At 46.7% G+C, this 25,033-nt stretch carries 32 protein-coding genes; 7 read left to right on the top strand and 25 right to left on the bottom strand.

All coding sequences use genetic code 11. The annotated features are described in order from the left end of the window. Positions 1 to 48 precede the first annotated feature (48 nt). From hisA to BLU57_RS08180, 6 genes are all read right to left on the bottom strand, one after another. Positions 49 to 804, bottom strand: coding sequence for a 1-(5-phosphoribosyl)-5-[(5-phosphoribosylamino)methylideneamino]imidazole-4-carboxamide isomerase (hisA, locus tag BLU57_RS08205; RefSeq protein WP_090319024.1), 756 nt, complete (start codon positions 802 to 804; stop codon positions 49 to 51). Positions 805 to 856: 52 nt separating this feature from the next. Beyond that, on the bottom strand, positions 857 to 1,501 hold the full coding sequence (gene hisH / locus BLU57_RS08200) for an imidazole glycerol phosphate synthase subunit HisH (protein ID WP_090319021.1): 645 nt from the start codon (positions 1,499 to 1,501) through the stop codon (positions 857 to 859). Positions 1,502 to 1,527: 26 nt separating this feature from the next. Further along, positions 1,528 to 2,115 carry an imidazoleglycerol-phosphate dehydratase HisB gene (gene hisB / locus BLU57_RS08195; protein ID WP_090319018.1) on the bottom strand — a complete coding sequence of 196 codons (588 nt, stop codon included), beginning with the start codon at positions 2,113 to 2,115 and terminating at the stop codon, positions 1,528 to 1,530. Between the two features lie 43 nt (positions 2,116 to 2,158). Beyond that, the gene (hisC, locus tag BLU57_RS08190; protein ID WP_090319015.1) at positions 2,159 to 3,244 is read right to left on the bottom strand and encodes a histidinol-phosphate transaminase; all 1,086 of its coding nucleotides are present in this window, start codon (positions 3,242 to 3,244) and stop codon (positions 2,159 to 2,161) included. 95 nt (positions 3,245 to 3,339) lie between these two features. Beyond that, on the bottom strand, positions 3,340 to 4,224 hold the full coding sequence (locus tag BLU57_RS08185; RefSeq protein WP_090319013.1) for an HDOD domain-containing protein: 885 nt from the start codon (positions 4,222 to 4,224) through the stop codon (positions 3,340 to 3,342). A gap of 171 nt (positions 4,225 to 4,395) precedes the next feature. Then, entirely contained in the window at positions 4,396 to 5,562 is a 1,167-nt protein-coding gene (locus tag BLU57_RS08180; RefSeq protein ID WP_090319010.1) for a class I SAM-dependent methyltransferase, read from the bottom strand. 97 nt (positions 5,563 to 5,659) lie between these two features. Here BLU57_RS08180 and BLU57_RS08175 point away from each other — a divergent pair, with 97 nt between their 5' ends. Then, the gene (locus tag BLU57_RS08175) at positions 5,660 to 6,400 is read left to right on the top strand and encodes a pteridine reductase (protein ID WP_090319008.1); all 741 of its coding nucleotides are present in this window, start codon (positions 5,660 to 5,662) and stop codon (positions 6,398 to 6,400) included. A gap of 24 nt (positions 6,401 to 6,424) precedes the next feature. Here BLU57_RS08175 and BLU57_RS08170 read toward each other — a convergent pair whose 3' ends face one another. Both BLU57_RS08170 and BLU57_RS08165 read right to left on the bottom strand, forming a co-directional pair. Further along, entirely contained in the window at positions 6,425 to 6,763 is a 339-nt protein-coding gene (locus BLU57_RS08170) for a YraN family protein (RefSeq protein WP_090319005.1), read from the bottom strand. Beyond that, the gene (locus BLU57_RS08165) at positions 6,750 to 7,889 is read right to left on the bottom strand and encodes a penicillin-binding protein activator (protein ID WP_090319003.1); all 1,140 of its coding nucleotides are present in this window, start codon (positions 7,887 to 7,889) and stop codon (positions 6,750 to 6,752) included. The genes BLU57_RS08170 and BLU57_RS08165 overlap by 14 nt, the downstream gene beginning before the upstream one ends. A gap of 10 nt (positions 7,890 to 7,899) precedes the next feature. Between BLU57_RS08165 and rsmI the strand changes: the two genes are divergently transcribed. Further along, positions 7,900 to 8,757 (top strand): 16S rRNA (cytidine(1402)-2'-O)-methyltransferase, encoded by an 858-nt coding sequence (gene rsmI, locus BLU57_RS08160; protein WP_090319000.1) that lies wholly within the window; start codon positions 7,900 to 7,902, stop codon positions 8,755 to 8,757. 54 nt (positions 8,758 to 8,811) lie between these two features. Next, positions 8,812 to 9,852, top strand: a complete 1,041-nt coding sequence (pyrC, locus tag BLU57_RS08155) for a dihydroorotase (protein ID WP_090318997.1) — start codon at positions 8,812 to 8,814, stop codon at positions 9,850 to 9,852. A 41-nt stretch (positions 9,853 to 9,893) separates the two neighbouring features. Here the strand turns inward: pyrC and BLU57_RS08150 are convergent, their stop codons facing one another. The 6 genes from BLU57_RS08150 to BLU57_RS15830 form a co-directional block, all read right to left on the bottom strand. Then, on the bottom strand, positions 9,894 to 10,259 hold the full coding sequence (locus tag BLU57_RS08150) for a thiol-disulfide oxidoreductase DCC family protein (RefSeq protein ID WP_090318993.1): 366 nt from the start codon (positions 10,257 to 10,259) through the stop codon (positions 9,894 to 9,896). Between the two features lie 80 nt (positions 10,260 to 10,339). Next, positions 10,340 to 10,687 carry a hypothetical protein gene (locus BLU57_RS08145; RefSeq protein WP_090318990.1) on the bottom strand — a complete coding sequence of 116 codons (348 nt, stop codon included), beginning with the start codon at positions 10,685 to 10,687 and terminating at the stop codon, positions 10,340 to 10,342. A 385-nt stretch (positions 10,688 to 11,072) separates the two neighbouring features. Further along, a complete protein-coding gene (locus BLU57_RS16545; RefSeq protein ID WP_256206205.1) occupies positions 11,073 to 11,807 on the bottom strand; it encodes a PEP-CTERM sorting domain-containing protein in 735 nt (244 codons plus the stop codon). 520 nt (positions 11,808 to 12,327) lie between these two features. Then, complete coding sequence (locus BLU57_RS08135; protein WP_090318987.1) at positions 12,328 to 13,353, bottom strand: tyrosine-type recombinase/integrase; 1,026 nt, start codon at positions 13,351 to 13,353, stop codon at positions 12,328 to 12,330. Further along, positions 13,346 to 13,558 (bottom strand): DUF4224 domain-containing protein, encoded by a 213-nt coding sequence (locus BLU57_RS08130; RefSeq protein WP_090318984.1) that lies wholly within the window; start codon positions 13,556 to 13,558, stop codon positions 13,346 to 13,348. Before BLU57_RS08130 ends, BLU57_RS08135 begins: the two co-directional genes overlap by 8 nt. Positions 13,559 to 13,616: 58 nt before the next feature. Further along, positions 13,617 to 13,793, bottom strand: coding sequence for a DUF551 domain-containing protein (locus BLU57_RS15830; RefSeq protein WP_143026952.1), 177 nt, complete (start codon positions 13,791 to 13,793; stop codon positions 13,617 to 13,619). A gap of 166 nt (positions 13,794 to 13,959) precedes the next feature. On the opposite strand from BLU57_RS15830, the gene BLU57_RS08125 reads away from it, so the two are divergent. Next, positions 13,960 to 14,145: a hypothetical protein gene (locus BLU57_RS08125; RefSeq protein ID WP_090318981.1), complete on the top strand. Its 186-nt coding sequence runs from the start codon at positions 13,960 to 13,962 to the stop codon at positions 14,143 to 14,145. A gap of 374 nt (positions 14,146 to 14,519) precedes the next feature. Here the strand turns inward: BLU57_RS08125 and BLU57_RS08120 are convergent, their stop codons facing one another. From BLU57_RS08120 to BLU57_RS08080, 10 genes are all read right to left on the bottom strand, one after another. Next, positions 14,520 to 14,840: a hypothetical protein gene (locus BLU57_RS08120; RefSeq protein ID WP_090318978.1), complete on the bottom strand. Its 321-nt coding sequence runs from the start codon at positions 14,838 to 14,840 to the stop codon at positions 14,520 to 14,522. After that, entirely contained in the window at positions 14,837 to 15,055 is a 219-nt protein-coding gene (locus tag BLU57_RS08115) for a hypothetical protein (protein ID WP_090318975.1), read from the bottom strand. The genes BLU57_RS08120 and BLU57_RS08115 overlap by 4 nt, the downstream gene beginning before the upstream one ends. A gap of 390 nt (positions 15,056 to 15,445) precedes the next feature. Next, positions 15,446 to 17,170 (bottom strand): ATP-binding protein, encoded by a 1,725-nt coding sequence (locus tag BLU57_RS08110; protein WP_090318972.1) that lies wholly within the window; start codon positions 17,168 to 17,170, stop codon positions 15,446 to 15,448. Between the two features lie 2 nt (positions 17,171 to 17,172). After that, complete coding sequence (locus BLU57_RS08105) at positions 17,173 to 17,868, bottom strand: ribosome modulation factor (RefSeq protein WP_090318970.1); 696 nt, start codon at positions 17,866 to 17,868, stop codon at positions 17,173 to 17,175. An 11-nt stretch (positions 17,869 to 17,879) separates the two neighbouring features. Beyond that, the gene (locus BLU57_RS08100; protein ID WP_176776397.1) at positions 17,880 to 18,560 is read right to left on the bottom strand and encodes an N-6 DNA methylase; all 681 of its coding nucleotides are present in this window, start codon (positions 18,558 to 18,560) and stop codon (positions 17,880 to 17,882) included. Between the two features lie 154 nt (positions 18,561 to 18,714). Then, complete coding sequence (locus BLU57_RS08095; RefSeq protein WP_176776396.1) at positions 18,715 to 19,599, bottom strand: hypothetical protein; 885 nt, start codon at positions 19,597 to 19,599, stop codon at positions 18,715 to 18,717. Positions 19,600 to 19,602: 3 nt separating this feature from the next. Next, complete coding sequence (locus BLU57_RS08090; protein ID WP_090318965.1) at positions 19,603 to 20,415, bottom strand: PD-(D/E)XK nuclease family protein; 813 nt, start codon at positions 20,413 to 20,415, stop codon at positions 19,603 to 19,605. Continuing rightward, on the bottom strand, positions 20,408 to 20,605 hold the full coding sequence (locus BLU57_RS08085) for a hypothetical protein (RefSeq protein ID WP_090318962.1): 198 nt from the start codon (positions 20,603 to 20,605) through the stop codon (positions 20,408 to 20,410). The genes BLU57_RS08090 and BLU57_RS08085 overlap by 8 nt, the downstream gene beginning before the upstream one ends. Further along, positions 20,605 to 20,733, bottom strand: coding sequence for a hypothetical protein (locus BLU57_RS16540; RefSeq protein ID WP_256206204.1), 129 nt, complete (start codon positions 20,731 to 20,733; stop codon positions 20,605 to 20,607). Before BLU57_RS16540 ends, BLU57_RS08085 begins: the two co-directional genes overlap by 1 nt. A 9-nt stretch (positions 20,734 to 20,742) precedes the next feature. Continuing rightward, positions 20,743 to 21,015, bottom strand: a complete 273-nt coding sequence (locus BLU57_RS08080; RefSeq protein ID WP_090318959.1) for a hypothetical protein — start codon at positions 21,013 to 21,015, stop codon at positions 20,743 to 20,745. 690 nt (positions 21,016 to 21,705) lie between these two features. Here BLU57_RS08080 and BLU57_RS08075 point away from each other — a divergent pair. Then, on the top strand, positions 21,706 to 22,029 hold the full coding sequence (locus BLU57_RS08075) for a DOPA 4,5-dioxygenase family protein (RefSeq protein ID WP_090319177.1): 324 nt from the start codon (positions 21,706 to 21,708) through the stop codon (positions 22,027 to 22,029). A gap of 329 nt (positions 22,030 to 22,358) precedes the next feature. Then, positions 22,359 to 22,976: an HD-GYP domain-containing protein gene (locus BLU57_RS08070; protein ID WP_090318956.1), complete on the top strand. Its 618-nt coding sequence runs from the start codon at positions 22,359 to 22,361 to the stop codon at positions 22,974 to 22,976. 158 nt (positions 22,977 to 23,134) lie between these two features. Here BLU57_RS08070 and BLU57_RS08065 read toward each other — a convergent pair whose 3' ends face one another. Then, positions 23,135 to 23,593 carry a hypothetical protein gene (locus BLU57_RS08065; protein WP_090318953.1) on the bottom strand — a complete coding sequence of 153 codons (459 nt, stop codon included), beginning with the start codon at positions 23,591 to 23,593 and terminating at the stop codon, positions 23,135 to 23,137. Between the two features lie 295 nt (positions 23,594 to 23,888). Between BLU57_RS08065 and BLU57_RS08060 the strand changes: the two genes are divergently transcribed. Beyond that, complete coding sequence (locus tag BLU57_RS08060) at positions 23,889 to 24,764, top strand: flagellar brake protein (RefSeq protein ID WP_090318951.1); 876 nt, start codon at positions 23,889 to 23,891, stop codon at positions 24,762 to 24,764. Positions 24,765 to 25,033 lie beyond the last annotated feature (269 nt).

The following is a 25,033-nucleotide window of genomic DNA, read 5'->3' as shown; positions in this document are numbered from 1 at the left end:
AATGAGAAGGAGATAATGTGTGCGATAGCGACTGTCAGTGGATCAGTATCAGGAGATGCAGTTATCTTTGCTGAGCTTGTCCGCTAATACCTGCGCTTCCCTGAAATCCAGCGAGCCTTCGTAAATAGCGCGCCCGGTAATGGCACCCATGATGCCTTCCGATTCGATTTCGCACAATTTGTGGATATCATTGATGTTGGTGATACCGCCGCTGGCAATGACCGGTATGGTGAGCTGTCTGGCCAGTTCAACGGTAGCAGTGATGTTGATGCCGTTCAGCATGCCATCTCTGCCGATATCCGTGTAGATAACCGCCTCTACGCCATAGCTTTCAAATTTCTTCGCCAGATCGATGACATCATGCCCGGTGATCTTGGACCAGCCGTCGACCGCCACTTTGCCTTCCTTGGCATCCAATCCGACCATGATCTGTCCTGGAAATGCATTGCAGGCATCTTGCAGGAATCCGGGAATTTTAATGGCTGCGGTACCGATAATGATGTACGTGATGCCATCATCGAGATAACGCTCAATCGTATCGAGATCGCGAATGCCGCCGCCCAATTGAATCGGAATTTGGTCACCCAGGGCGTCGACAATTTCACGAATCGCAGCTTCATTTCTCGGTTTTCCGGCAAATGCGCCGTTTAAATCGACCAAATGCAATCTGCGCGCGCCTTGATTCAACCAGTGCGCCGCCATTTCGCCTGGGTTTTCGGAAAATACCGTGGCATCTTCCATAACCCCTTGTTTTAGCCGGACACAATGTCCATCTTTAAGATCTATTGCAGGAATAATCAGCATAGCTTAATCAGAATTGATAGTTGATTACAGAGTCAGTTTACTACTTTTGGTTTTAGAAGTGCGGTGTCCATTTGGCAAAGTTACTTAACAGGGTTAATCCTGCCAGTTGACTCTTTTCCGGATGGAACTGTACCGCGAAAATGTTATCTTTTGCAACGGCGCAAGTAAATGGGAAAGGATAATGGCTTTGTGCCGCGATCAATGCCGTATCGGGTGTTGCGACATAATAGCTGTGCACGAAATAAAAACGCGCATCCGCCGCAATGCCTTCCCATAAAGGATGCTTGATTGCCTGGTAAACTTGATTCCAGCCCATATGCGGCACTTTAAGTTTTTGCCCGTCCGCGTTTGTCATGGCCGAAGCGGGAAAACGCACGACTTTCCCGGGCAGAATGTTTAAGCCTTTGACATTTCCTTCCTCGCTTTCTTCGAACAGCATTTGCAGACCCAGGCAGATGCCAAGAAATGGTTTGTGCTTAGCGGCTTCGATGACGGCCTCGCGCAATCCGCGGGTTTCCAGCTCATCGATACAGTTACGCATGGCGCCTTGTCCAGGCACCACGACCCGATTGGCTTTGCGAACGATGTCAGGGTCGCTGGTGACCGTTGTTGAGACCGTTGGTGCCACATGTTCAAGCGCTTTATGGACGGAACGTAAGTTTCCCATTCCATAATCAACAATTGCGATATCAGTCATACCGTGATGTATAGAGGCAAAGTGACTTACAAAGTACCTTTGGTGGATGGAATAATCCCGGCTGCCGCGGGATCGTGCTCGATCGCCATGCGCAAGGCACGCCCGAATGCTTTAAAGACAGTTTCGGCCTGGTGATGGGCATTTCTGCCGGATAAATTGTCGATATGCAGCGTCATCAAAGCGTGATTCGTAAGGCCCTGGAAGAATTCATGAAACAGATCGACATCAAAATCACCGATGCGCGCGCGCGTGAAAGCGACATTGAAGACCAGACCCGGGCGTCCGGATAAGTCTATGACCACGCGCGATAGTGCTTCATCCAATGGCACGTAAGCATGACCATAGCGGCGCAATCCTTTTTTATCGCCCACCGCTTTGGCAAATGCCTGACCCAAAGTGATGCCGATATCTTCAACGGTATGATGGGCATCGATATGCAAGTCGCCTTTTGCGGCAATGGCGAGATCGATCATGCCATGACGCGCGATCTGATCGAGCATATGATCGAGAAACGGCACACCGGTTTCGAGTGTGGATTTACCGGTTCCGTCCAAATTCAGATTGACACTGATTTGGGTTTCCAGCGTATTTCGTATGACTTGTGCCCGGCGCATAGATGATTAATCTTGGATGAATGCAAGGAAATTTGAAAGGATTCTAAACTGTTTCACTCAGGATGGTACGTAATGCCGCGCAAAATTGTGAATTTTCATCGGGGGTACCCACAGTTACACGCAAACAATTCTCTAATAATGGATGACTACCATCCAGGTTTTTGATCAGTATATTATGTTGTTTGAGCGCCTGAAAAATCTGGCTGGCTGCATTGACACGAAACAAAATAAAGTTAGCATCGGACGGATATACTTCAACACCGCGCATTGTACCAAGAAATGTGTTCATTTTCGTGCGTTCCGATTTGATGGCTTCGGCTTGCTGCGATAATACCGTAGTGTGATGCAATACCTTTTCAGCGATCAATTGCGTCATTATGCCAATATTATAAGGCAGACGCACCTTTTCCAGCTGTTTCAGCCATTCGGACCGGCCAATCAGAAGCCCAAGCCGCAAACCGGCCAATCCTGATTTGGATAACGTGCGCATTAGCAGCAAATTCGGATATTGGCTGAGTTTATCGATAAAACTCGCGTCCGCAAAAGCATGGTAAGCCTCATCGACGACGACAATGCCCGAAGTGGTTTGCAGGATGCTTTCAATCGCTGCGGGATCGAATAAGTTGCCTGTCGGGTTATTCGGGTAAGCCAGGAAAATGACTGCCGGCCGATGTTGAGCAATCGCCGCTAACATGGCATCCAGATCCAGGGAAAAATCTTTCCGTAGTGGTACTCCGGCATACTGAATATTTGCAAATGTTGCGATCATCCGGAACATCACAAATGCCGGTTCAGCACTCATCAGCACAGCACCAGGCTTGGCGACCGCCATTGCGATGATCTGAATAATTTCATCCGATCCGTTACCCAGCAGGATATCCATGTCATCGGCAATGCCCAGAGCCTGGCGTAACGTTGCTTTAAGCGTAGCGGCGCTGGCATCGGGATAACGATTGACAGGCGCGTTCAGCGTCAGTTGAGCGATTTCATCGCGGAGCGCAGACGGTAGCGGATAGGGATTTTCCATCGCATCCAGCTTGATCATGCCGGTTGCCGGAGGCACATGATAAGCGGATAACGCGAGAATTTCCGGACGGATAATGTCTTCTGGGCTATAAAAATTAGGCATAGGGGCCTATTTTAACTCAATACAGGGTTTATAGTTCAAATTGTCGCCGGGCATTTATCCACCGGCATTCAGCAGTGGTGAGTGACGATGCTTTTTTATGCCGCCAAATCTTGCGCCAATGTACGAAACTCGTTTTGACAGCCGCGTATTTTTTCTTGTACTGCTTTAGCCTGTATGGCATCAATTCTCAAGCATTCCATCAGTGAAGATGTATCGATATACGGACAGCCGTCAGCCTGAGCCTGGTCTTGCCGCATGCGGTTAGCGATGGCGAGCAGTTTGACATAGGATGCATGTTTGCCCGAGTAATCTGGAAAGTTTTGCTCGGCAACCGCAACGGCTATTTCTTCCGGAAAATCCCATGCTTTGATCAGATACATGCCGATCGTATCGTGGGTGATGCCAAAAACTTGCTGCTGCAATGTGCGCGCCTCTTGTTCCGGGTAGCGGGTAACCAAATCATTCAGATAAGCAAATTCTTTGGGATACAGGTGTCCGAACAATAAATATCCAAAATTGTGAAATAACCCGCTCAGATAAATCAGTTCGCAATTGACGAGATGCTTTTCCGTCATGATCTGGCAAAGTTCGCGGCATAAGGCGGCGCATTCCAAGGTTTGATGCCAAATGCGGATACGGCCCAGCGCGCCGTGATTCGGCAGTTTGAGGCAACCGGATGAGACGATGCCCATCGCGAGATTAAGTGCGGTATTAAAGCCCAATACCAGCGATACGGCATGATGAACCGAATTGATCCGGCTGCCGTAGCCGAAAATAGACATACGGGCATATTTCATAATAAAAGCTGCCAGATTGGGATCCTTTTCAATGACTCCCGTCAGTTGCTCCAGATTGGCTTCCGGATTGTTGCGTAACTTGAATAGCTCGCGTGCGGTTTCCGGTAGTGGGGGAATTTGTCCGGCTTGTTGCAGGATACTGCGGAAATTCTGGCTAAACTCCAGTTTGTTAATAATCAACATTGATTCGTTCTCGAAATATTAGTTTGCAGTATCGGTGACTGCTTGATTCGTTTTGCGAGCTTTATATGACAAGGCGCTAGTGGCAGCAGAACAGTTAATGAATAAAATGGAGGAAATTTTCCCGTTAGGTAAATCGGCAAGTTTTCCGCCTTATTTACCGGAATCGCGTTTTTATAATAAGCGGCTCATATCGCCAGCACTAAACCCGCTCAGCGGTTCGGAAAAATCTTTGCCAAAAGCAATGACCTTAAACAACTCCCCCATTTCCGCCGGACTGACCAGTTTTTGCAATTGATTCGATTGCGGCAAGTAATGACTCGTATCTTCCGCAGATGTTTGCGCGAGAATTTCAGTGATACCGCAATTGAGCAGAAAATAGGCCTGTGTTGTGTAGCCCAGGAGCTGCAAACCGGCATTTTCCGCAGCCTGCGTAACCGCGCTGAAGTCGACATGACTGGTGATATCTTGCAAGCCGGGTACATAAAACGGGTCGTCATGCGCATGGTGGCGGTAATGGCACATCAGCGTACCCTTGTTGCGTTGCGGGTGATAATATTCGCTGCGGCCAAAGCCATAGTCGATGAGCAATATGACCCCTTGTTGCAACGTGCTTGCCAGGCTGCGCATGAAATGAACGGCGGCAAGATTGATTTCGCTGACGTAGTCGATGGGTTTATTGTCCGGATTGATTTCGGGAGTGAGCTGTTGGGTGATTGTCAGAAGTTCTTTATCTTGAATCGCACGATCTTGCCAAGTGAATTGATCGTTCTGCCAAGTGACGCCGCGTTCCAGCACGTTATCATTACGCCATTTGATGATGTGAACCGGCATTGCATCTAGCACTTCATTGGCGAGTATGACACCAGTGAATTGATCGGGTAACTGTTCCAGCCATTCGATTCGATCCGCAAGATGGGGTATTTCTTGCTTAAGGCCTGATTGCTGCCGCTCGCGCAGATCGGCACTGACTTCAAGAATAAAATATTTCTCTGGCAACGCAGCGGTTTTTTCCAGTTCAAGTAAGATATCCCGCGCCAGTTTGCCTGAGCCGGCGCCAAACTCAAGAATATTAAACTGGGCAAGGTGCTGCGAAATTTGCCATAGCTGCTGCGCCAGTGTGCGGCCGAATAGCGGAGAGATTTCCGGCGCAGTGACGAAGTCTCCTGCATTGCCCAGTTTGGTTGCGCCGCTGCTGTAATAACCCAGTCCTGGTGCATACAATGCAAGATTCATATAATCTTCAAAAGAAATCCAATGATGGGCTGCAAGAATCTTTTCCCGGATCATCGCTTGTACCGATCGGCTATGTGCTAAAGCAATTTCACTGGGAGGTAGCATGTTTATGATCAATGATATAGGAAATAAAGTTAGAGTAGATTGTAAAGTTTATTCGTAAAATGGGCCATAGTGTATCAGTTCTTTGAAGGAGACGTACGTGCAAGGAAATGTGATTTTGGTGACCGGCGGTGCAAAACGGGTAGGGGCGGCTATCTGCCGCAGGCTGCATGCGCAAGGCGCACGGCTGGTTGTGCATTACCGCGCTTCATTCGATGAAGCCAAAGCGCTGCACGACGAATTAAATCAAAAACGTGCCGATTCGGTGGCTTTGGTGCAAGCCGACTTATTGGACACGGAACTATTACCGGAACTGGTGGAAAAAGCAGCCAGCCGTTTTGGGCAATTGGACGTGCTGATTAATAACGCCTCAAGCTTCTTTCCGACCTTGCTGCCGCAATGCACACTAGACGATTGGCGCGATCTGGTCGGTAGCAATCTCCAGGCGCCGCTTTTTCTGGCACAGGCGGCCGCACCCTATCTAAAGGAGCGGCACGGCTGCATCGTCAATATTGTTGACATTCATACCGAGCGGCCATTGAAGAATTACGTGATCTACAACGCCGCTAAGGGTGGACTGTTATCGCTGACCAAATCGCTGGCGGTGGAAATGGCCCCTGAAGTGCGCGTCAACGGCGTTTCTCCAGGGCCCATTCTGTGGCCGGAAGACGGCGAATGGACCGATGAAGCGGAACGGAATCAAATTATTGCCAGCACCTTACTTAAACGCTGCGGCGAACCCGATGATATCGCCAAAACCGTGCAGTTTTTGATTGCCGATGCCCCTTATATCACCGGGCAGATCATTGCCGTGGATGGCGGGCGGAGTATTTATTTATGAAGAGTGTTCATTTAGATTGAATGGCTATTCACCAAACGCATCCTTAATCCATTCAATTTCCTGTCCATGGCTACCCGATAACAGCAACGCATCAAAGCGGCAAGCCGGTTCGCTATTGAGCTGGGATAGATAATGCCGGGCGGTGTGTAGCAATTTGGCTTGTTTCGCCGTTGTAATGCTGGTAGCAGCGCCGCCGAATGCCGCATTGGATCGCATGCGGACTTCGACAAAAACCAGGGTTGCGCCGTCGCGCATGATCAAATCGATTTCACCGAAACGGCAGCGGTAGTTTTGTGCCACGAGCACCAGGTTTTGCCGTTGCAGGTATGTTAGCGCTATCTGTTCGGCGTCACTGCCCTTCATCTTCAGGCGTATTCTGGGGTGTTTCCGGCGTATTCGACGGTATTGCGATCAATCGCACTTTACCATTGTCGAATTGCGCCGCTACGGGCTCGCGAGTAAATAGGTTGGGTGGCGCGAAGCGGATATTGCCAGTGACGCCATCCAAAGTAATTTCTTTGGCGGATTGCCGTTGCAGTAGATTGGTCATCAAGCGGAATGCGTCGATACCCAGCGCGTAGAGACGTTCCATTTCGGTATTCCGGGCTTTGCCGGTGTGACGGTAAGCCATAACGGCGGGATGATCCGGTTGCAGCAGCCAAGGCATGTCGAGAAACTGAATGTCATTTAAATCGCTATTGAGCAGGAGGTTATCGGTTCCGGTAAAAATCTGCGATGTTGCATACACTGGTGCTTCAGGGTCGAGATAAGTCCGCAGGATGCGTGACTTGGCGGCATCCAGGGCCAGAAAAGCCAGCCGGTCAGTACCGGTTGTCAATTCGCGCAGTTGTTGCAATATCAACGGATTCTCGCTATAGCGCAGCGATTCAAGGGTTTTGCCATATTCATCCTGCCACCGCTGTTTAAAAGCATTTTGCAGGCGCTTCGACAGGGCGCTATCGTCGCCGATGATAACGGCATGGCTTCTACCGCTGGCGAGCGCCAATTTTGCCATTTGAGCGGCTTCGGTATCCGTTTGCAAACCGAATAAGTATAGTTTTTCGGGGAGGGTCTGATGGTTATCGGCCGTGTTGAGTGTCAGTGTCGGTACTGCTAGTGTCTGATTGGAAGCGATGGCAGCAACCCCGTCCCGCGTTAGCGGTCCGACCACAAACGCCGCGCCGGAAGTCACGGCGTGATAATAACTCATCACGATATCGAGCGGATCGTCACTGGTCGGGTACAGACGGATTGTCAGCGGCAACGATTGTCCGCGCTGTGCGGCAGCTTCAAATCCTTCTTTGACCACATTTGCTGCTTCTGCAAACGCCGCGGATTCAAGCGGAAGCAGCAGCGCAATATGTGCAACGATCAGCGGCCCGGGTACAATTTCCGGTTGTGTGGATTCTTCCACGCCGGTGGCCATGGCTGGCGGGTTGCCGTATAGTGCCAGGAGTAATACCGCGAGAATTGTCAATAAACGAGGCATAGTGAGGATTATGCTGGAAAAAAGTGCATTATATGTGGTTGCTACCCCAATAGGAAATTTAAGCGATATCAGCTTGCGCGCGCTGGATGTATTAGCTAAAGCCGAAGTGATTGCCGCCGAGCATGTGCAGAATTCCAAGCATTTATTGGCGGCGCATGCCATTACGGCGAAATTGATCGCATTGCATCAACATAACGAGGCGGCGGTCGCGGGCAAAATAGTCACTTTGCTGGAATCTGGAAAAAGCGTTGCCTTGATAACTGATGCAGGCACGCCCGGCATTTCCGATCCCGGTGCGATTGTTGTGCAACGCGTGCGCGAAAGTGGCTACCGGGTTGTTCCGGTTCCCGGGGCGAATGCGGCAGTTTGCGCCTTATCGGCGGCTGGAATGATGAATCCACATTTTTTGTTTTATGGTTTCCTGCCGACAAAAAGCGGGTTGCGTAAACGCGAATTGACGGCGTTAAAATCGCATCCCTATACATTGATATTCTATGAAGCGCCGCATCGGATTCTGGAATGCATTGCGGACATGATCGATATTTTCGGAGCGCAACGCGAAATTACCTTGGCGCGGGAATTAACCAAATTATTCGAGACCATTCATAGCGGAACACTAGCTGATGCGCTGTCTTGGTTACAGGCGGATACCAATCAGCAAAAAGGCGAGTTTGTTTTGCTATTATCCGGCGCGGAAACTCCGGATAAATCCGAGATCAGCGATCAGGCGCGGCATACATTGACGTGTTTGCTGGTCGAGTTGCCGTTAAAGCAGGCGGTTAAGCTGACAGCAGAAATTACCGGTGAAAACAAGAATGCGCTGTATCAATTGGCGCTGGATCTGAAGACAGGAGGAGATGCCGGATAGTATGGATGTGGATGCCTGCACTATAATGCTCTTATTCAACACAATCACGGATAAATCTTGACCAGTATTACCTTTACCCACCCCGACGACTGGCATTTGCATTTGCGTGACGGCGAGCAACTGCGCGCCGTGTTACCGCATACGGCAAAACAATTCGCGCGCGCCATTGTTATGCCGAACTTGCGGCCGCCGGTGGTGACGGTCGAAATGGCGCTGGCGTACCGCGCACGAATCCTGGCGGCTTTGCCTGCGGCATTGCAATCCGGTTTTGAACCGTTGATGACCTTGTATTTGACGGACAATACCCTGCCATCGGAAATCATCCGGGCCAAGGAAAGCGGTGTGATACATGGTGTGAAATTATATCCAGCCGGGGCGACGACGAATTCCGACGCCGGTGTCACCGATATCGCCAAATGCTATGCCACGCTGGCGGCGATGGAACAAAATAATTTACCGCTGCTGGTGCACGGCGAGGTGACGGATGCCGATGTGGATGTATTTGATCGCGAGAAAGTTTTTATCGACCGGATACTGGCGCCGCTGATACAGCGTTTCCCGGATTTGCGTATCGTATTTGAGCATGTCACCACGCGCGATGCGGTACAGTTTGTGGCGGCAGCATCCCGCCATATCGCAGCTACGATTACGGCACATCATCTGCTACTGAACCGCAATGCGATTTTTCAGGGCGGTATTCGTCCGCATCATTATTGCCTACCGGTGTTGAAGCGTGAAATACACCGGAAAGTTTTGTTGGAAGCGGCGACCAGCGGCAATCCAAAGTTTTTTCTCGGGACCGATAGTGCTCCACATTCACAGATGAACAAAGAAAATGTCTGCGGTTGTGCGGGAATTTTTACAGCGCATGCCGCCATCGAGTTATATGCGACAGCCTTTGAACAGGCGGGAGCATTGAATAAACTGGAAGCGTTCGCCAGTTTTCATGGCGCGGATTTTTACCAATTACCGCGGAATACAAGTTCGATTACGTTGAAGAAAGAAAGCTGGGTTGTCCCGGAGCAGTTTGATTTTGCAGGAGAGCAGTTAATACCGCTTTATGCGGGTAATCCTTTGAACTGGAAACTGGTGTAAAGCTGGGGAAATTCTTGCGAAAATGTGAGCGCGTAGAATTACTAGTGTTTTAATGCCCGGTTCCAGCGATAAAGCAACAGGGCAAAGCCATTGTAGGCGAGTCGTGCCAGTGATCCGATGACCGGCAATTGCAACAAGTTTGCCAGCCAACGCTGATTCGGAGTCTGTTGCCAAAGATAGATGAATGCATCGATACCGATACGCAATCGGCCACTATTGTCTTTCACGTGTAATCGCTCGCGCACCTGTTCCAGCGGATTGCCCGTTTCTGACACAGTGCCCGGGCTGTTGTGTACATCCACCCAGTCAACGTCTTTGATACCACACTGTTCCATGCGCTGGCGTTGATCTTTTATGCCTGCATTGCAAACAGGGCAAGCGCTGTTGTAATACACTTTAGTCGGCATTCCGGAGTTTGTTTCTATTTAACAATCGACTGAATACTAGCTTGGCTGTGATCAATATATTCACTAAGCCATTGATGTGGCTAGTGTAATTCTGGATGCTGATTGATGCTTGTGCGTAAGTCTTTTTGTCTGCTCTCATTTTTCTTATGCCCCAATAGTTTGTAGGAGCAATATACGCCTACGCCCAGCGCGATGATAGTTAAAAGAAGCGGAATAGGTGTTGGTATTTCCAGATACCAGCGCCACCACTCCAGGCCCGCAAATATCAGGAAAATAGATGGCGCGATGATCAAAGGCAATACATCGTTGTCGAGCATCTTGTGGATTTTTTCTTGTACGAAGCGGCCAGTAATATTAAGAAGATTGTCTATTTGAGATAAATGTTTTTTTGTTCTGGGTTTAATGATTTTTAGGCGTAATTTTGGCATAGGAATAATTGCGTCAGTGTGTGATTGTAAATACGAGTTTAACGAAATGAAGTCGGATCAAATTCCTGATCTTGGTTTCTCAGTATTTATCGGAAGCGGATGCTAAAAGTTTATAGTTTGATAGAGTGTAGGACTGAACTCATAGAGTGATGGCTGTTATGAAGGTTGCGTCACAAGCGCAATGTATTATTAAGCCGACAACCGTTTTTCTGACGAAACCTCGCTTCCCAGCGAGGTTGAATCAGTTCTTTGGGAATTTGTTGCAAATGTGCAGAGAGAAGTTATTCAGTATGAAATGTTGCAGTGGACTTGCTTGCCGCTGGTGTAGGTAATGCCGGGTATAAGCGGTTAAATGAAAACTACCCGATAAAATCGGGCAGTTTTTTTAGACGGTTTGATTTCTGCTGCGTATTGCTAATCCCAGCAATCCTAGACCGGCTAGTAGCATAGCGTAAGTCTCAGGCTCAGGAACTGCGCTGGTAAATGAGATATCGACGTTTACGCCATCCAAAGATCCAAAAGATTGTCCGGCGCTTTTTGTAAAGGCAAATGAAAGTGTATCTCCGGCAACAACGGCCAAATCATCACCACTCATGTGCCATGGATTAGTTCTATCGCCATAAGACGCATTTGATATTGTGGCTGAGCCTAGGAAAGATCCGCCTAATGATATAGAAGCATCATTTGAGCGGCTCACAGTCGAATGGGCGTACCAGATATCACTGGTGAAATCGACTATGCCGTCACTGGGTGCAGTCCATACTACAAATAATGGATCTCCGCTGTTGGGGCTATGAATGATTACATCTCCAGCTAAGAAATCGGTATCGGTTTCACCCGCACTACTGCCGCTTACTGCGGTTTTAATGACATCCGGTGTGTCGACATTCAAATTAGGCCCTGTGCTGAAATAACCTGAAGTAGTAGCAGGATAAAGCGGGTTGCCATTGTTTAAAGGGATTTGAGACGCCAGCGGTGTTGTCCCTTGTAAGAAAGACCAAGTCCCGTTTGGATTATTTATATTGCTAAAGTCACTGGATAAATTATAGTTTGTTGCTGCAGAAGCAAGCATTGGTGATGCCAGCAAAGCGCCAACTATATAGTGATAAATTTTTTTCATTGTCGTCTCCAACTGTATGAGGGTAAATCTCAAAGTGTTTTGCGGAATCTACTTAAGTGCTTAAAAATAAAGTAACTCATTTTTAAGCTCAAAATACTACCCTAAATAGAGACCGGTTTCTATTATTGATTTGTCCTATCTTTGGGGGTGTTCAGCAGCGTAAAGTTGATTGGATCGACCCATTCTCAATGCGCTGATTAGTCAACGTGTTCGCTGTCATTTATGACTAAAACAAAACTGCAGAACGGAGTGTGTATTTTGCGGAATGCTACGGAGTGCTTTTAAGCTCCCAAGGGATTGGCAGCTTATTGTTTATTGGTGCCCGGAGCCGGAATCGAACCGGCACGGGCGTTTTAGGCCCGAGGGATTTTAAGTTGGAATTATAAATGTTTATAATCATTGGCCTATAAGAGAATTGCGTTCCGCAAAAGAGCAAAAATGATGCTTCTGAAATCCTTTGTTCATGCGGGGTAAATTTTTTTAGCGGAACAAAAACGATCAATTTTTATCGGTAAAATGGCTATTTAGTGGGTGTAACTTTGCTGCCTTTCCTATCTCTTACATAATGTTCTGTCATGGTGATAGTTGAATGTCCTAGCTGTTTTTGAGCCTGTCTGATGTCTCCACTTGATTCCGCTTTATCGGTACCAGCTTTTGCGCGGAGATCGCGAAATTGAAATGATTCCTTGTTGATTCCTGCAGCCTCCCTGGCTCGGTCAAAATGACCACGTAGCGCGCACGCTGTGAGTCTCTGTCCTTTGTCATCAACAATTAATGAGAAACTTCTGACTTTATGGTTTGCTTTTCTGGTTAAAATTCTTTTGATCAGTATCGCCAATTCGCCTTCTATGCTGATTCTTAGTCTCGCTTTGGTCTTGTTTTGCGTGACACTTAAGGTGTTATCTACACCAATGTCGTGATCAGTCATTTTTAGCACATCAGCAGGTCTTTGCCCGGTTAAATAGGCCATATCCATAGCATCGCGTAGTGGTTGACTGGCTTTTTCGTAAACTGCGTTGAAGACTGAATCTTCTATGTAAATATACTTGCGGCCTTTCTCAGAGATACCTTTTATTCCTGCGCATGGGTTTGGCAGGTTGGTGTATCCCTGCTCCCTGGACCAATTCCAAATGTGGCTGAAGAGAGCCTTTTCTCTCTTGCCGCGTATATTTCCACGCCAGTCTAGGTATTGCCGTATGTTGATCGGTTCAATTTTTTCCAGCGGTGCGGGCGGATTGTCAAAGAATTTATATAGCCAGACAAGTTCCCGCAGATTGCCTTTTTGTGTGGATGGTGCTTTTGTCGGGATGACTTTTTTTGTGTAACGTTCGGCGACATAGCGGAAGGTTATGATTGCCGCGTGGCTAGGGGTTGCATCAATTTCCAGTTCTGCCCATTTTTTTATGGCCATCGCGTAATCATTGCCTAGTGGTATTTCTTTGCGCGGTTTTCCGCCGGTGTCGAGGTAATACCAAATCTTCGCGCCGCGTTTCCTGGCCCGCACGCCTTTCGGCAGGTTTAGGTTTATTGATGGCTTTCTACCCATTTTTCAGCACGTTCGGTTTCCAAGGTTTTTCGATGGCGTCCGGTTGTTTGCTGCTAGGTTCTATCGCTGACCTTGGTACAACGGGTTTTCCCACCGCGTTAACATAAAATAGTATGCCCATCCGGCGCAGTGCGTCAATCTGGCCGGATTTGGTTTTTCTGCCGGTCAGTATGGAGACGTCTTCTGAATCAAGGAACAAACTCATGGCAATCTATTGATTCGGTATTTTTAATTTATCTGTACGTATGAGCGCGTAAGGGTTGTCATTTATCTGCTGGAATCAGATACCATTCAGTATCCTCTGCTGCGTAATAGTTGCACCGATGAAAATCCAGGCTGACTATTTTTCCGAGCACTTTTCCTTTGACTTTTATTACTATCAAACTATAGTCCTCTGGCGGCATCTGTTCGCTGCATTTTATCCAGTGAGTTTCGCTCATTTGGTCATAACCCCATTCAAAGATGATATCAATTATTGAATTGCTTAGATCTGAATCAGTCGCTCAGTAGTAACGCGCCAAAATTTTCTGACCCAATGTTAACAACCGAACAGATCAATAAATTTTTTACAGATACATTTCAGCTTTTATTAAAAAGGAGGTTCCCATGAATACGAATAATCCCGAAGAACCAACCAGCAAAACCGTCAATTTAGAAGAGCCGCGATTTAGCAGTAGCGATATTCTGATGTTAGTTGCTGTCGCTTTAATTGTCGCTTTCCTACTCATTGCGGGCGGATATTATTGGTATACAAACCCGGACTGGATTAATAGCTTGATTAATAATCCATAAAGTTTTTTAATGCCCGTCCGATAATCAATTTAACATATGCTCGCCATATGTCCCGTCCGGTCAAGGATTGGTTCGCCTTGCCGGGCGTTTCACTTCGATTATTTCCTCGAATCCTTGATTATTTCTTTTATTGTTACGAAAATCATCCCGGCTATAACAACGCCAAGAATTAATGCCAACAATGCTTTTGTCATTACGAAAAAGCTACAAACACTAAAAACCAGTTCACACGGCCACTCTAAAAAATTCATTTCATCCTATCCTTATAGGATCTAATCTCAATAATCCTGCCTGCTTCACCGACTACGCCGCAGCTTCCATAGCTTTATCAACAATTATGCCATCCTGAATCCAATTAGTGCTCATCGAGTTTATTAGTCATATTCGATCCTTTCGGTTATCCATTTGACAAAACCGTCTCCCTTTTCTAAAAGCTCTTCTTGATGATCATTGTCCGCTGTTACTGTTTTTCCATCGACAGTCAGACCAACCCTGTACCAAGGCTTAGCATTTGATATCCGGTAATAAAAATTTTCTATGTCAAATACCTTTCCATGTTTAGGATCCCGCTTCCATTTATCTGTATAGGGAGAATCTTTTTCTAAATACTCTAATTTAATATTGCAATCTTTCAGGTAAGCGATAATTGCTTCCTTGCTTTGATTCTCTAATTGATTTGGAGTTAATTCATTCATTCTTTTCTCCTGTTGATCCCCACCGTACTGGCCGCCCTGAAATTGACTTGTAGCGCTTCCATGTAAATCTTTTCCAACGCTTTATCTGCTGATATGAGTGCCTCGCGCATCGCAATGAATTCATCCCAGGGCGCAGAGACATCATGGCCGTCTGCTCGCATTTCGTTGAGTAAGTGCATTAGGGGTGAGATAAATGCCTTGGTATTCGCCAACATGGAGAGGTTGAGCCTGGCCGGGTGCTTGCCATCGGCTGAGACAAAGCCGGATTGCTCCAGCAGTTTTTAATGTCAATGCGTTATTTGAAACGGGTGGGCAGAACATAGCAATATCAGAACTTTCGGTCATACGGCTGGAAGTCCTTCGATTTAAAACTGTGTTCTGCCCATAAACGAGAAGTCCAGCGCGCCAAGTGAGTAGAGCGAAGTGAAGCGCACTGGATAGGAGTAATCTTCCAGCCCTCCGACTAGATGCCGGGCAGCATCCGGGCTGGTGCGGGCTATTCCCGAATTGGGTAACAGGAATAGACTTACTGGGCAGTGTCGCAGTAAATTCAACAAAGTTCTGTTCGATATCGAACATAAATGTTGGTTTTGTCACTGGTTTGTTCACGCCGCCGCTTCCACAACTTGATCCACCAGAACGCCATCCTGAATCCAATGCGCAGCGACTTCTGGCGGTAGCTTTGCCGGTTTTTCTTTGAGAGTTCCGAATAACAGAACCGAGTCAATTTCATGGTTGCGCGCCAATCCGATGAGCCACTTTAGACAAGCGCTGCGGTTTGGCAGATCGAGCAGGTCGAATTCATCAGCCATTAAAAACTTGATGCCGGATACGTGACTGATTGCTTCCGCTATCATTACGTTTGCACGCCACTTTGCGGATACTGAAGATAATCCGTAGGGACGTTCTTCGTAGCTGATCGACATATCAGGGTTGATAACTGCCTGCTTCCACCCGGTATCAACTGAACTTTTTGCTAATCTGACGTTAATTGGCCCAAGTGCGGCGTGAAGCATTTCGCTCGGTATGCCGTCCGGTGCCAGTGCTGATGCTATTTTGTCCCACGCCTGCACGCTGGCATGGTGTTCTGCTGCTTTTTGAGTTATTGCTTCTGCTTCGCTGGCAAGGCGGATGTTTTTGTTAATAGTTTCCAGATCGGTCGAGGCTTGCTGCCTACCTGATCTGAGAACCGAAATTTTGGCTTTCAGTGCGTCGATATCTTCTTGATTTGGCGTCTCCTGATCATCTTTCATCAGAGCCAATTGCTCACGTGCTGCTGTTGCAGCTGCTAAATCGCGTTCTCCATTTGCAACCGCGTTTTTAAACATCGATAAAGCGTTCTCATATTTCCCCAAGCTTGCGGCCGCATCTTCATCGCCATGCATATCACCCGCGCGAGCAACTAATTCAGTTCCGGTGAAAACCAGTTCCGCATCGCATTCCGGGCATTTGCACGCAACAGCTCCTGGGCGAGAACCAAGCGCCAATTTTCTGGTTTCTTCAATCTTGGTTTGCCATTCTTCAACTTGATGGCGATCATGATCGAGCTTTTCACGGATGCGGCTTTCTTTTTCAGATAATTCCTTAAGCCGGGTAATTTCACCGGCTCTATGATTTGCACCATTCAATGCAGCCTGCATAGCACCAAGCTTTTGGTTTGCTTCCTCAAGCTCAACGTCGATTCTTGATAATTCCGCTTCAGCTTTTTCTTTTGCCGATGCGTCAATAGCCGGTACCGGAGCTTTCCATCCTTCGGCCTTTTTGTCGCCGTAGGTTTCACCTGTGACAGCTTTCCAATTAGCACGTGCTTGCTTTACGTTTTCAGTGGACTGCTTATGCGCATTCTCGAAACTAGAACGCAGGAATGGCATGATTTCACCTACTTTCCCGGCATCACACCCATGATCCAGCAGCTTTTGTTTAACTTCCGCGCCATCACTGCGAAGATTGCCAAGGTCAAAAAGAAACTTGGCGCGATCATCCGGCGTGATGCTGGCGAATAATGCCGGGTTCAGCACATAGGGCAGGGCGGAATGAAGCGCCTGAGTTAATTCGTGCGTGCCATTCGGTATGGTAATGGCGGCTTTTTGATTGCCGTCATAGTCAATATAGGTGTATCCGGCATGGTCCTTGTCATTCACCAGAAATTTATAGTTCTTCTTGAGCTGCACGCGCGGATTTTCACCCGTGAATGCCTGATGGATACCATCGCGCAGACTGGATTTACCGGCTTCATTCGTGCCGCAAAACAATACGATGGGTGAGCGCACGTCCACTTCGATATTTTTCACGGCAAGAAAGCCACTGGATGCGATTCGTTTAATTCTCATGATTACTCAACCTCCACTTCTTCAGCGGTTTCGGCGTTTTCTTCATGCCATGCTTTCCAGCCTTTCACCCACTCGATAACCAATTCGCTACGGATGATCGGGCAGTCGCTTTGCGGCTTGCCTTCTTGCGCTGCTTGGTAACCGTCATCAAAAGCTTTTTCCAATTCTTCATCGGTTGGTTTTACCTGATCTGGCGATGGTAATCCTTTAATTTCTCCGGTGTTTGGGTCAACATCGGATGCGCCTTCAATTCCTCCGCCGTCGTTATCGTGGTATTCGTGCCCTAAATCCATGGCGCGCTGGTCGTTTTCTCCCTGAACTTCATCCATGCCTTGCGTGTGAGCCGCAGGATCAGCAACGACAACCAGGACTGTTCTGCTATCCTGATCAGCTGCCGCGGCGAAAAGCTCGGGCAAATTCCCTGCATTGATCCCAAACTTGATTACCGCTTCAACATTTCCCTTGATGGTTACTTTGTCCAAGCTACCGGCAACAGTCGTTCTGTTCTGCGATGCGATGGTGAATACAACCATCTTCACGTTTTCTTCCATTCGATTGCGCAGCCGGTCGATTACATCATCTTGCTTGGCTTTTGAAAGCTTTTGCCACACATCCGGCAAAAGTTTGAGCTCGGTAACCAGTGCACCTAGCAAATCCTTACCTGCCGTTTCCGCAGTCATTTGTCTGAAGTCGTTCATTGTGTTTCTCCTCAAAAAAGTGATAACTGAACTGTTTCTTGTTTCTTTGCTGCAATTGGGATTGGCACTGGCTCTTCGGTAATTACCAATTCCTCTGTAACTTGATGAATCTGTGTTTCAGGTTCAATCAATTCCGGTTTTTGCGCTTTTGATCTCAGCCGTATGCTCCAACCATCAAGGATGTGAGCTGGCGTGTACCAGCGCGACCATTCTTCCAGCGACAGCGTATTGCCGTGAATGACCGTAGCTGGGATATGGAGCAATGAAAATTGCACATAAGCCATACAAGCCGCCTTGATATCCACATCTGTCGCCGTTACATGCAGGTGCTGTTGGTAATTGATTCCCGCTTCTTTCATTACTTCAGCAAAAGCAATTACCATCGCGCCACCCCCGGCTGCTGGCTCCTGCATGCTTATATAACCTTTGTCGGCGATGATTGAATCAACGTGCGGCTTATCGAATACCATTTTTGCAGACGCCTGACATAGCGAATAAGGCGTAAATACTTGGCCACGATCCTTGTTACCTAATTCCAGCTCCATATAAACCTGCCCGAGCACATCCGCCATTCCATCTTCAAGTCCGTTCACCAACTCTGCCAGCATCATGGGGAATCTGTTTGCTTCATCCTTGCTGTACTGACCGATAATCCGCATATATTCGCTTTCTCGTGCATCACGGTTGCGCATATCGACCGCATTGCTGATCGCAAACGCGGACAATTGCACGAAATCGCTGAACACTCTCCATCGGTCGTGGCGATAAGCGTTCTCTCCGATCAGTTTTATGATCGCTTTGGCGGACATGAGGTATGAGGCTGGCTTTGGTCATTAACGAGCGGTGTTACTCAATTACCAGCTGCTCAGATTCTGGTTTTTTCTTTTTCTCGGGTGGTGGGGTTTCTTCCTGCCTGCCAGAATAGGCTTCCGCTTCTGCTATTTCGCGCTGGCGGATTGCTTCCTGCTCTTCTGGCGATGGAACGAAAGAGCCTTTTGATTGGATTTCTTCCGGTTTTATGTCTGGCTTGTCTTGAGAGATTTGCTTTGGCTGGTCGGTTATTTCACCGGTCGATTTGTCGACACTACCTTTAATTGAGTCAATATCAACCGAGTAACTACCATCCGAAGACTTCTGAGCCTCAAACACATCGCTTGCCTCATCAGCTGTCATCAGGCCCATTGATAGCTCAGGGGCATAAGCCCGTACCCACCATGCGCCAGATCGGTACATAAGCATTTGCTGTGGTATTGATTGCCATTTGCTACCATTTTTTGCGAACCAACCTTCTTTTTTTGCTATTCCGATAGTGACATCGGAACCAACTAGTTTCTCACCCGTTGCATGCTCAATAGTCCAAGCCCTGCATCCCCATCCGTCAGTATTCTTCTCTCCGAAAAACTCAAATCTAATAGCAGAAAATCTGCCGCACATATTTGCGGTTGCTATCAAATATTGCGATGACCATGTTGGCTTTCCGTATACAACTACCAAATTTTGCATAACCATCAGCGGATCACCGCCAATGCGCTGAGCAAGATTAAGTGCGATCATGCAGTTGCTAGGATTGTTTTGATATTCCTTTGGAACAAGTGTTGATGAAGCGAATCCTTTGGCTATTCGTAGCATCAGTTCGAACGATTGCAAGTCGAAGAATCCAACATGCACTTGCGGAATTAATGATTCTGCTGCTTTTGGTTGCTTCAGTTCTGTTAAATTTGTTGCTGCCATTTTCTAATCTCCTTTAAAGTGGCATGTTTTCCAGCGTGGGCAATATTTTTCCGAGCAGAGAAGTGATTTTGGATTGGGATAAAACCGTCCGGATCTGAACATATCCGCGGCGAATTCAATCAACCCGGGGTTGTCTTGATCGCCGGTCATTACTTTTTTGGCGTTGCTGATGAAACCGGTAGCAATCACGGCTTTGCCTTTGGTATTGAGGCCGATGATTTCAGCCTCCGATGTGATCGGTTCGCCGGTTGTGTGCTCGAACAGTAATTCGTAAGTTCCAACCTGAGCAGCGTGGCCTTTGGTGACCGCTGCGCCTTTTTGTACTGCGGAAGAACCGCTCTTGAGGTCAGCGATACCGATTCCATTCGTTGATTTCTTGATCCTGGCCCGATCCATCGTGCCGGTAAGTTGCACGATAATTCCTCCGCCACAGTCAATATCCATCGGCTTTGTTTCCATTTCAACTGCCACAAAGTTGTAATTTGGCGATACTTCCAGGCAATACTTTGAAAGCAGTGTTATCCCAATGCTTTCCGCTTCCGGTTTAGTCAGATCGTCTTTATTGGGGTCGTATTCGTTTTCTGGATCGCGTAACTTATCGACCAGCACGCCGGCCGCATCGTTAACCGTAACCGTGTCCCCGGAAATGCGTGCCTGATCGAATACCGCAGAACCGGCATGAATTGCAGTGCCAAGTGCGGCACGCAAGCCGACAGTGTTTTTCATTTTGAGCAGGTGAATTCCTTCCCAGCGGTACGCGCAGTCGAACAAACCGGCCCAAGATGATGCGCGGATGGTGATAGATGGCTCATTCATGATCGCCAAACTCCCAATATTCACGTTCATGTTTCCAGCCACTCGCCCACGCCTTGTGCAATTGTGGTTCGAGTTCTTTGCTGTATGGGTTCTCGTGCGGCAGAATACTTTCACTGTAAGCACACGCACCTAAATCGAAGGCGATATCTTCCCGGTTCTGGATCCCGACAATCTTGATTGCGGCGCTCATTACAGCGTCCTCTCAGCCATATTCCATGCGATACCCGGCGAATATCCCCGGCGCACGTAATAAACGAAATTGGCGAGCAGTTTTTGGGAGCGCTCGAATTTAATGGCTAATCGTCTTTTCAAATTCATCGCTTCACCTCAAGCTTCGTGACGCATATTGAAGTGATCGATTAACACTTGCAGAGCATCCACATCCCGCTGAATATCTTTATGTTCAAAAGATTCCATTGGTAAAAATCCTTGCCGTTTTGTCAGCGATGCTTGGATACACTCGAGCATTTTTGGAATATCGAGCGGGTAATTCCGGTTTAACACCAGATCATCGATGGTACGCTCAAGCGCCACCCACTCGTTTTCCCGGATGCGTAGCGCGACAATCTGTGGCGATAATTTCATCATCGGAATGCTCATCTAATCACCTGCACAGTTATCAATCGCACGGGATTGGTTACTTTTGCCGCGGCATCAACCATCGCATGCCACGTTGATTGAAATATTCCGGAGTAGTGGTATCTGAAATCTTTTGTTATCACTTTCACTCTGCACTTGATCATTTTTCACCTCGCGCTGTTATTTGAATTCGTTCGCCTGGCTTCCACAGGCTCCACCGTGTCGACGGCTTAAGGAGGTAGCCTTTCAACCTCACCTGCTTTCACGACTTATGGTGGCTGATTGATGGTTTATATTAGCGTTGCGCTAAAATATTGTCAATAGCGTAACGCTAAAATTCTTAATTGGGAATTTGTGTTGAGATTGCACTGCCGGACGGTTGATAGGAAAGATGCCGTGATTTTGTTCGTGAGGGGGGATGGGCGGAATCCTACGCGGCTATGCGCTAATCGCTGCGGATAATTAAGAATCATCCGACTCAATATATTTCACCGCAAACCGTAACAATCCTTCAACTTCAACCTGATTGTTAATGATCGGATAAATACTGTTGTCTTTAATAAAAAAATTACTTTTACTCGAATGCTCAAAGATATAGATGTGAGACAAGTGCTGTCATTGCGGAATGGTATTGCGTTGAATCTTAGTTCTAATCGTTGTTCTAAGATGATGGCCTCAACTGATTCGCATACCAATAAAAATTATAAAATTATGGAAATATTCCACGCGCACATTTATTTTAAGGAAAATGAAATCGAGCTCGCAAAACAAGTCAGGGAAGATTTGATTCTCGCGATCCCGCAATTAATCTATGTGGGAGAGCTGATATTAAAGCCGATCGGCCCGCACCCAATGCCGATGTTTGAAATTCATATTCCTTCACGCAATATCAATAAAGCTGCATTGCTGATTGACAAGAAAAGGGCGGGGTTGCCGGTATTGATTCACCCCGTTCAAGCCGATGAATTGGCAGCGCATACCGTTTTTGCCCGGTGGCTTGGTGAGGGGTTGCCTCTTAATTTGGAGGCATTGTAGCAAGAAGTTATTTCTAAAGTTCTGGGACATCATGCCGATACTACAACTGCATTGCTTTCCTTATCAAAAGCAAACGGCCCCGTAGAGTGGATTCTTCCGCTTTGCGGGGTTTTTTTGTATCTCAAAATTATTTTAAAAGCATTTAAACACCCGTTTGATGGGTTTTCTCTACGGGTATTTACAATGGCACTTAATTTATTGAATATCGGGAGAATCCTACAAAAAGCAATCTTTATGCCAAGAAAAAAAAGAATAAGATGACAGAATGTATTTTTTGGTAATCCGTTTATGGTTTTGTTCGTTCTGAAATTTAACCTGAGAGGATTGCCATGCAAAATTATTCACATGCTTCTATTACAGCGCCGCGTTCTGATGATTTTGTTTCGGAAACAATCGATCCGGTCGTTGCCTTAAACTTTATCAATGGCATCATCGATGGACGTTATCCGGATCTTGGCGGGCATCAGCAGCGGATGAGGAGAAATACGATTTCATTCGCCAGGCTAATCGGGTTGTCCCTGGAAGAGTCGGAGTTTCTCGCTATTGGTGCCGGTATGCACGATATTGGTAAGCTGCATATTAGTGACTACATCATAAACAAGCCATCGCAGTTGACCACCAGTGAGTTTTTGCTGATCCGGCAGCATGCTGAAATTGGCTGTAGGCTTTTGAATCCATTGAACCTGGATCCGCGCATTACAGATATCGTTCTCTATCATCATGAAAATTATGACGGCAGCGGTTACCCGAAAGGTTTATCCGGGGATGAGATTCCTTTATTAGCGAGAGCTGTCAGGATTTTGGATTCCTACGATGCGCTGATTGAAAGCAGGCCGTACCACAAAGGAGTTGCAACGGACGAGGCATTGCTGATCATGCGGCGCGATTCGCAGCAATATGATCCGCATCTGCTTAAGCTATTCGGTGAAATTAAGTTTGCGGATTGATAAATCAATTATTTGTACGGAATATTTTCCTGTTCTGTGAGAGTATTCTTAAAGATGTTGGAATATTTGCCGAAATAATTGTGGTGTTATATCCGTAATGACTTTTACCCGGAAGATAGGAATATCCTCCGGGTTTTTCTTGCTTAAATTACCTAGGATTAAGTTTGTCTATCGATCGATTCCAGAGAACGATCAATCGCTTTATTGAGTAACTCTCCTGCCCGAGTTCCTTCAAGTTTGGTTGCGGCTACAGCAATTTGAGCGGCAAATCCCAGATGAAGATCAGTAAACCATTCGGGATGAGGATCAGGATCCGGTTCCGGGATCGGCGGCCACCAAGGTGGTAGCTTAGGTAGCTTCGGCAAGGTTGGGCACCAATCATCCAAGTCGGCAAAAATTGCGCTTGGATCAGAACCCAAACGATTGGCTAGCCATACGGCATGAATAAATTCTCGTGCAATGGCTGCGCCTAGTTCATGAGGTGGCAGCGGTTGAGGGTTAAGTGCGACTTCCGATAAGCGGTTAACAAAAATAGCCTGCGGCCCGCGTGGAATGACATCGTAAATAGCGGGAAAGCGACGGCCAATAATGGATAGAAGGCGACGATCAATATTCATAATAATCACTCCTAACTTAATGCGGCATTGGGGGCGATGCCGCTACGCCTTGCCACTTACTATTTTAAGTATACGACTGGGTTGTTAAGTTTATGTGATTATTTATGAATATAATTAAGTGGTAACTTATGCTGATAGCCCGGTAGACTGCCGCGCGCTCGGTATCATTGAAATGATGGTTATTTTTTCATGAGATCAAATTAAAAGGAACAATCCTACATAAAAACAGAATATTCCGACTCAATCTATCTAGATATTTAACCGTAATTCTCATCACTTATTCTTTAAGATAAAGATGATGAATTTAACGCAAATCCAGTTATCCGATTTAAAAATAGGCCAGCCGTTACCGCATAATTTAGTAGACGAAAATCAAGCGGTGCTGCGAGAGCAGGGGCATATATTTAAAACACCGGATGAGCTGAGAAAACTGCCCGATAGAAAGATTTTCTTTCAATACAAAGAAAATCAATTAAATAATAATAAGCTAAACGATTATTCAGCTTCGTTCGATTTTAACGGTATGCAGCTTAAAGTCGGCGACAAGCTGATGTTAAAGCCGCAATCAAATGCAGGAATCCTGTCTTTTTCAAAGACTGGTGCTTGCATGGTGACCGTAATCGGATATATTCCTAACGTAATGTTGTTGGTTTCTTTGCCGGTAACCGATCAAATGGTAGGGACTTCATTTGTGGAAGGCGATCAAATGCAGGTCAATTTTTTTAATGGGAAAAATGCATTTAGCTTTAGAATTTTTGTCGATTATGTAATCAAACATCCCTTCAAATGTCTTTGCTTATCTTTTCCTAAACAAATCAAAGGTCAGATAATTCGAAAATCAAGAAGGATTAGAACCGGAATCAAAGCAAGAGCCAATGTAACCGGCGCGCAAATTTTAATTACCAATTTGAGTGCGAGCGGCGCGCAAATTACTTTGCAAGACGATTTGGGATTAAAGCTTAACGAAAAATTGGAGCTGTCTTTTGAATTGCAACTTGAAGAGCGGAGTATTCCCATGCTGTTAAATGTGAATATTAAATCTTCGAATATTAAACAGGATTTGCTATTTTGCTACGGCGTTGAGTTCGCCAATCCGAATGCGGAACAAGTCTCGGCTTTGCGTAGTTTCGTACATCAGGAGATTGTGAGAGATCCTACAATCGTTATCTGAATTACCCATAATCATTCTGCACAACATCTCTGTAAGTAAGGATTCCGTTCTACGGGTTTTTTTAATTCGAGATTAAGTCGGCAATAAAAAAACCGCCGAAGCAGGTTAAGGCAGTAAAAAGAGGTCTACTGATGATACAGAATTTGCGTATAAATTTGGAGTGGTTTGCCCAGCATACGTTTTTTATCTATTAGTCCTATGGATATCTATATTTACTATTTGGTCCTATGGAATTGTCTGGATTTTCTATTATGGGCCTTGTTGAATAG

Origin of the sequence: Nitrosomonas oligotropha (assembly GCF_900106555.1) — a bacterium.
In the GTDB taxonomy this organism is placed as follows: Bacteria; Pseudomonadota; Gammaproteobacteria; order Burkholderiales; family Nitrosomonadaceae; genus Nitrosomonas; species Nitrosomonas oligotropha_A.
Note: the sequence above shows the minus strand (reverse complement) of the source record. Positions and strands in the feature narration are given on the sequence as shown.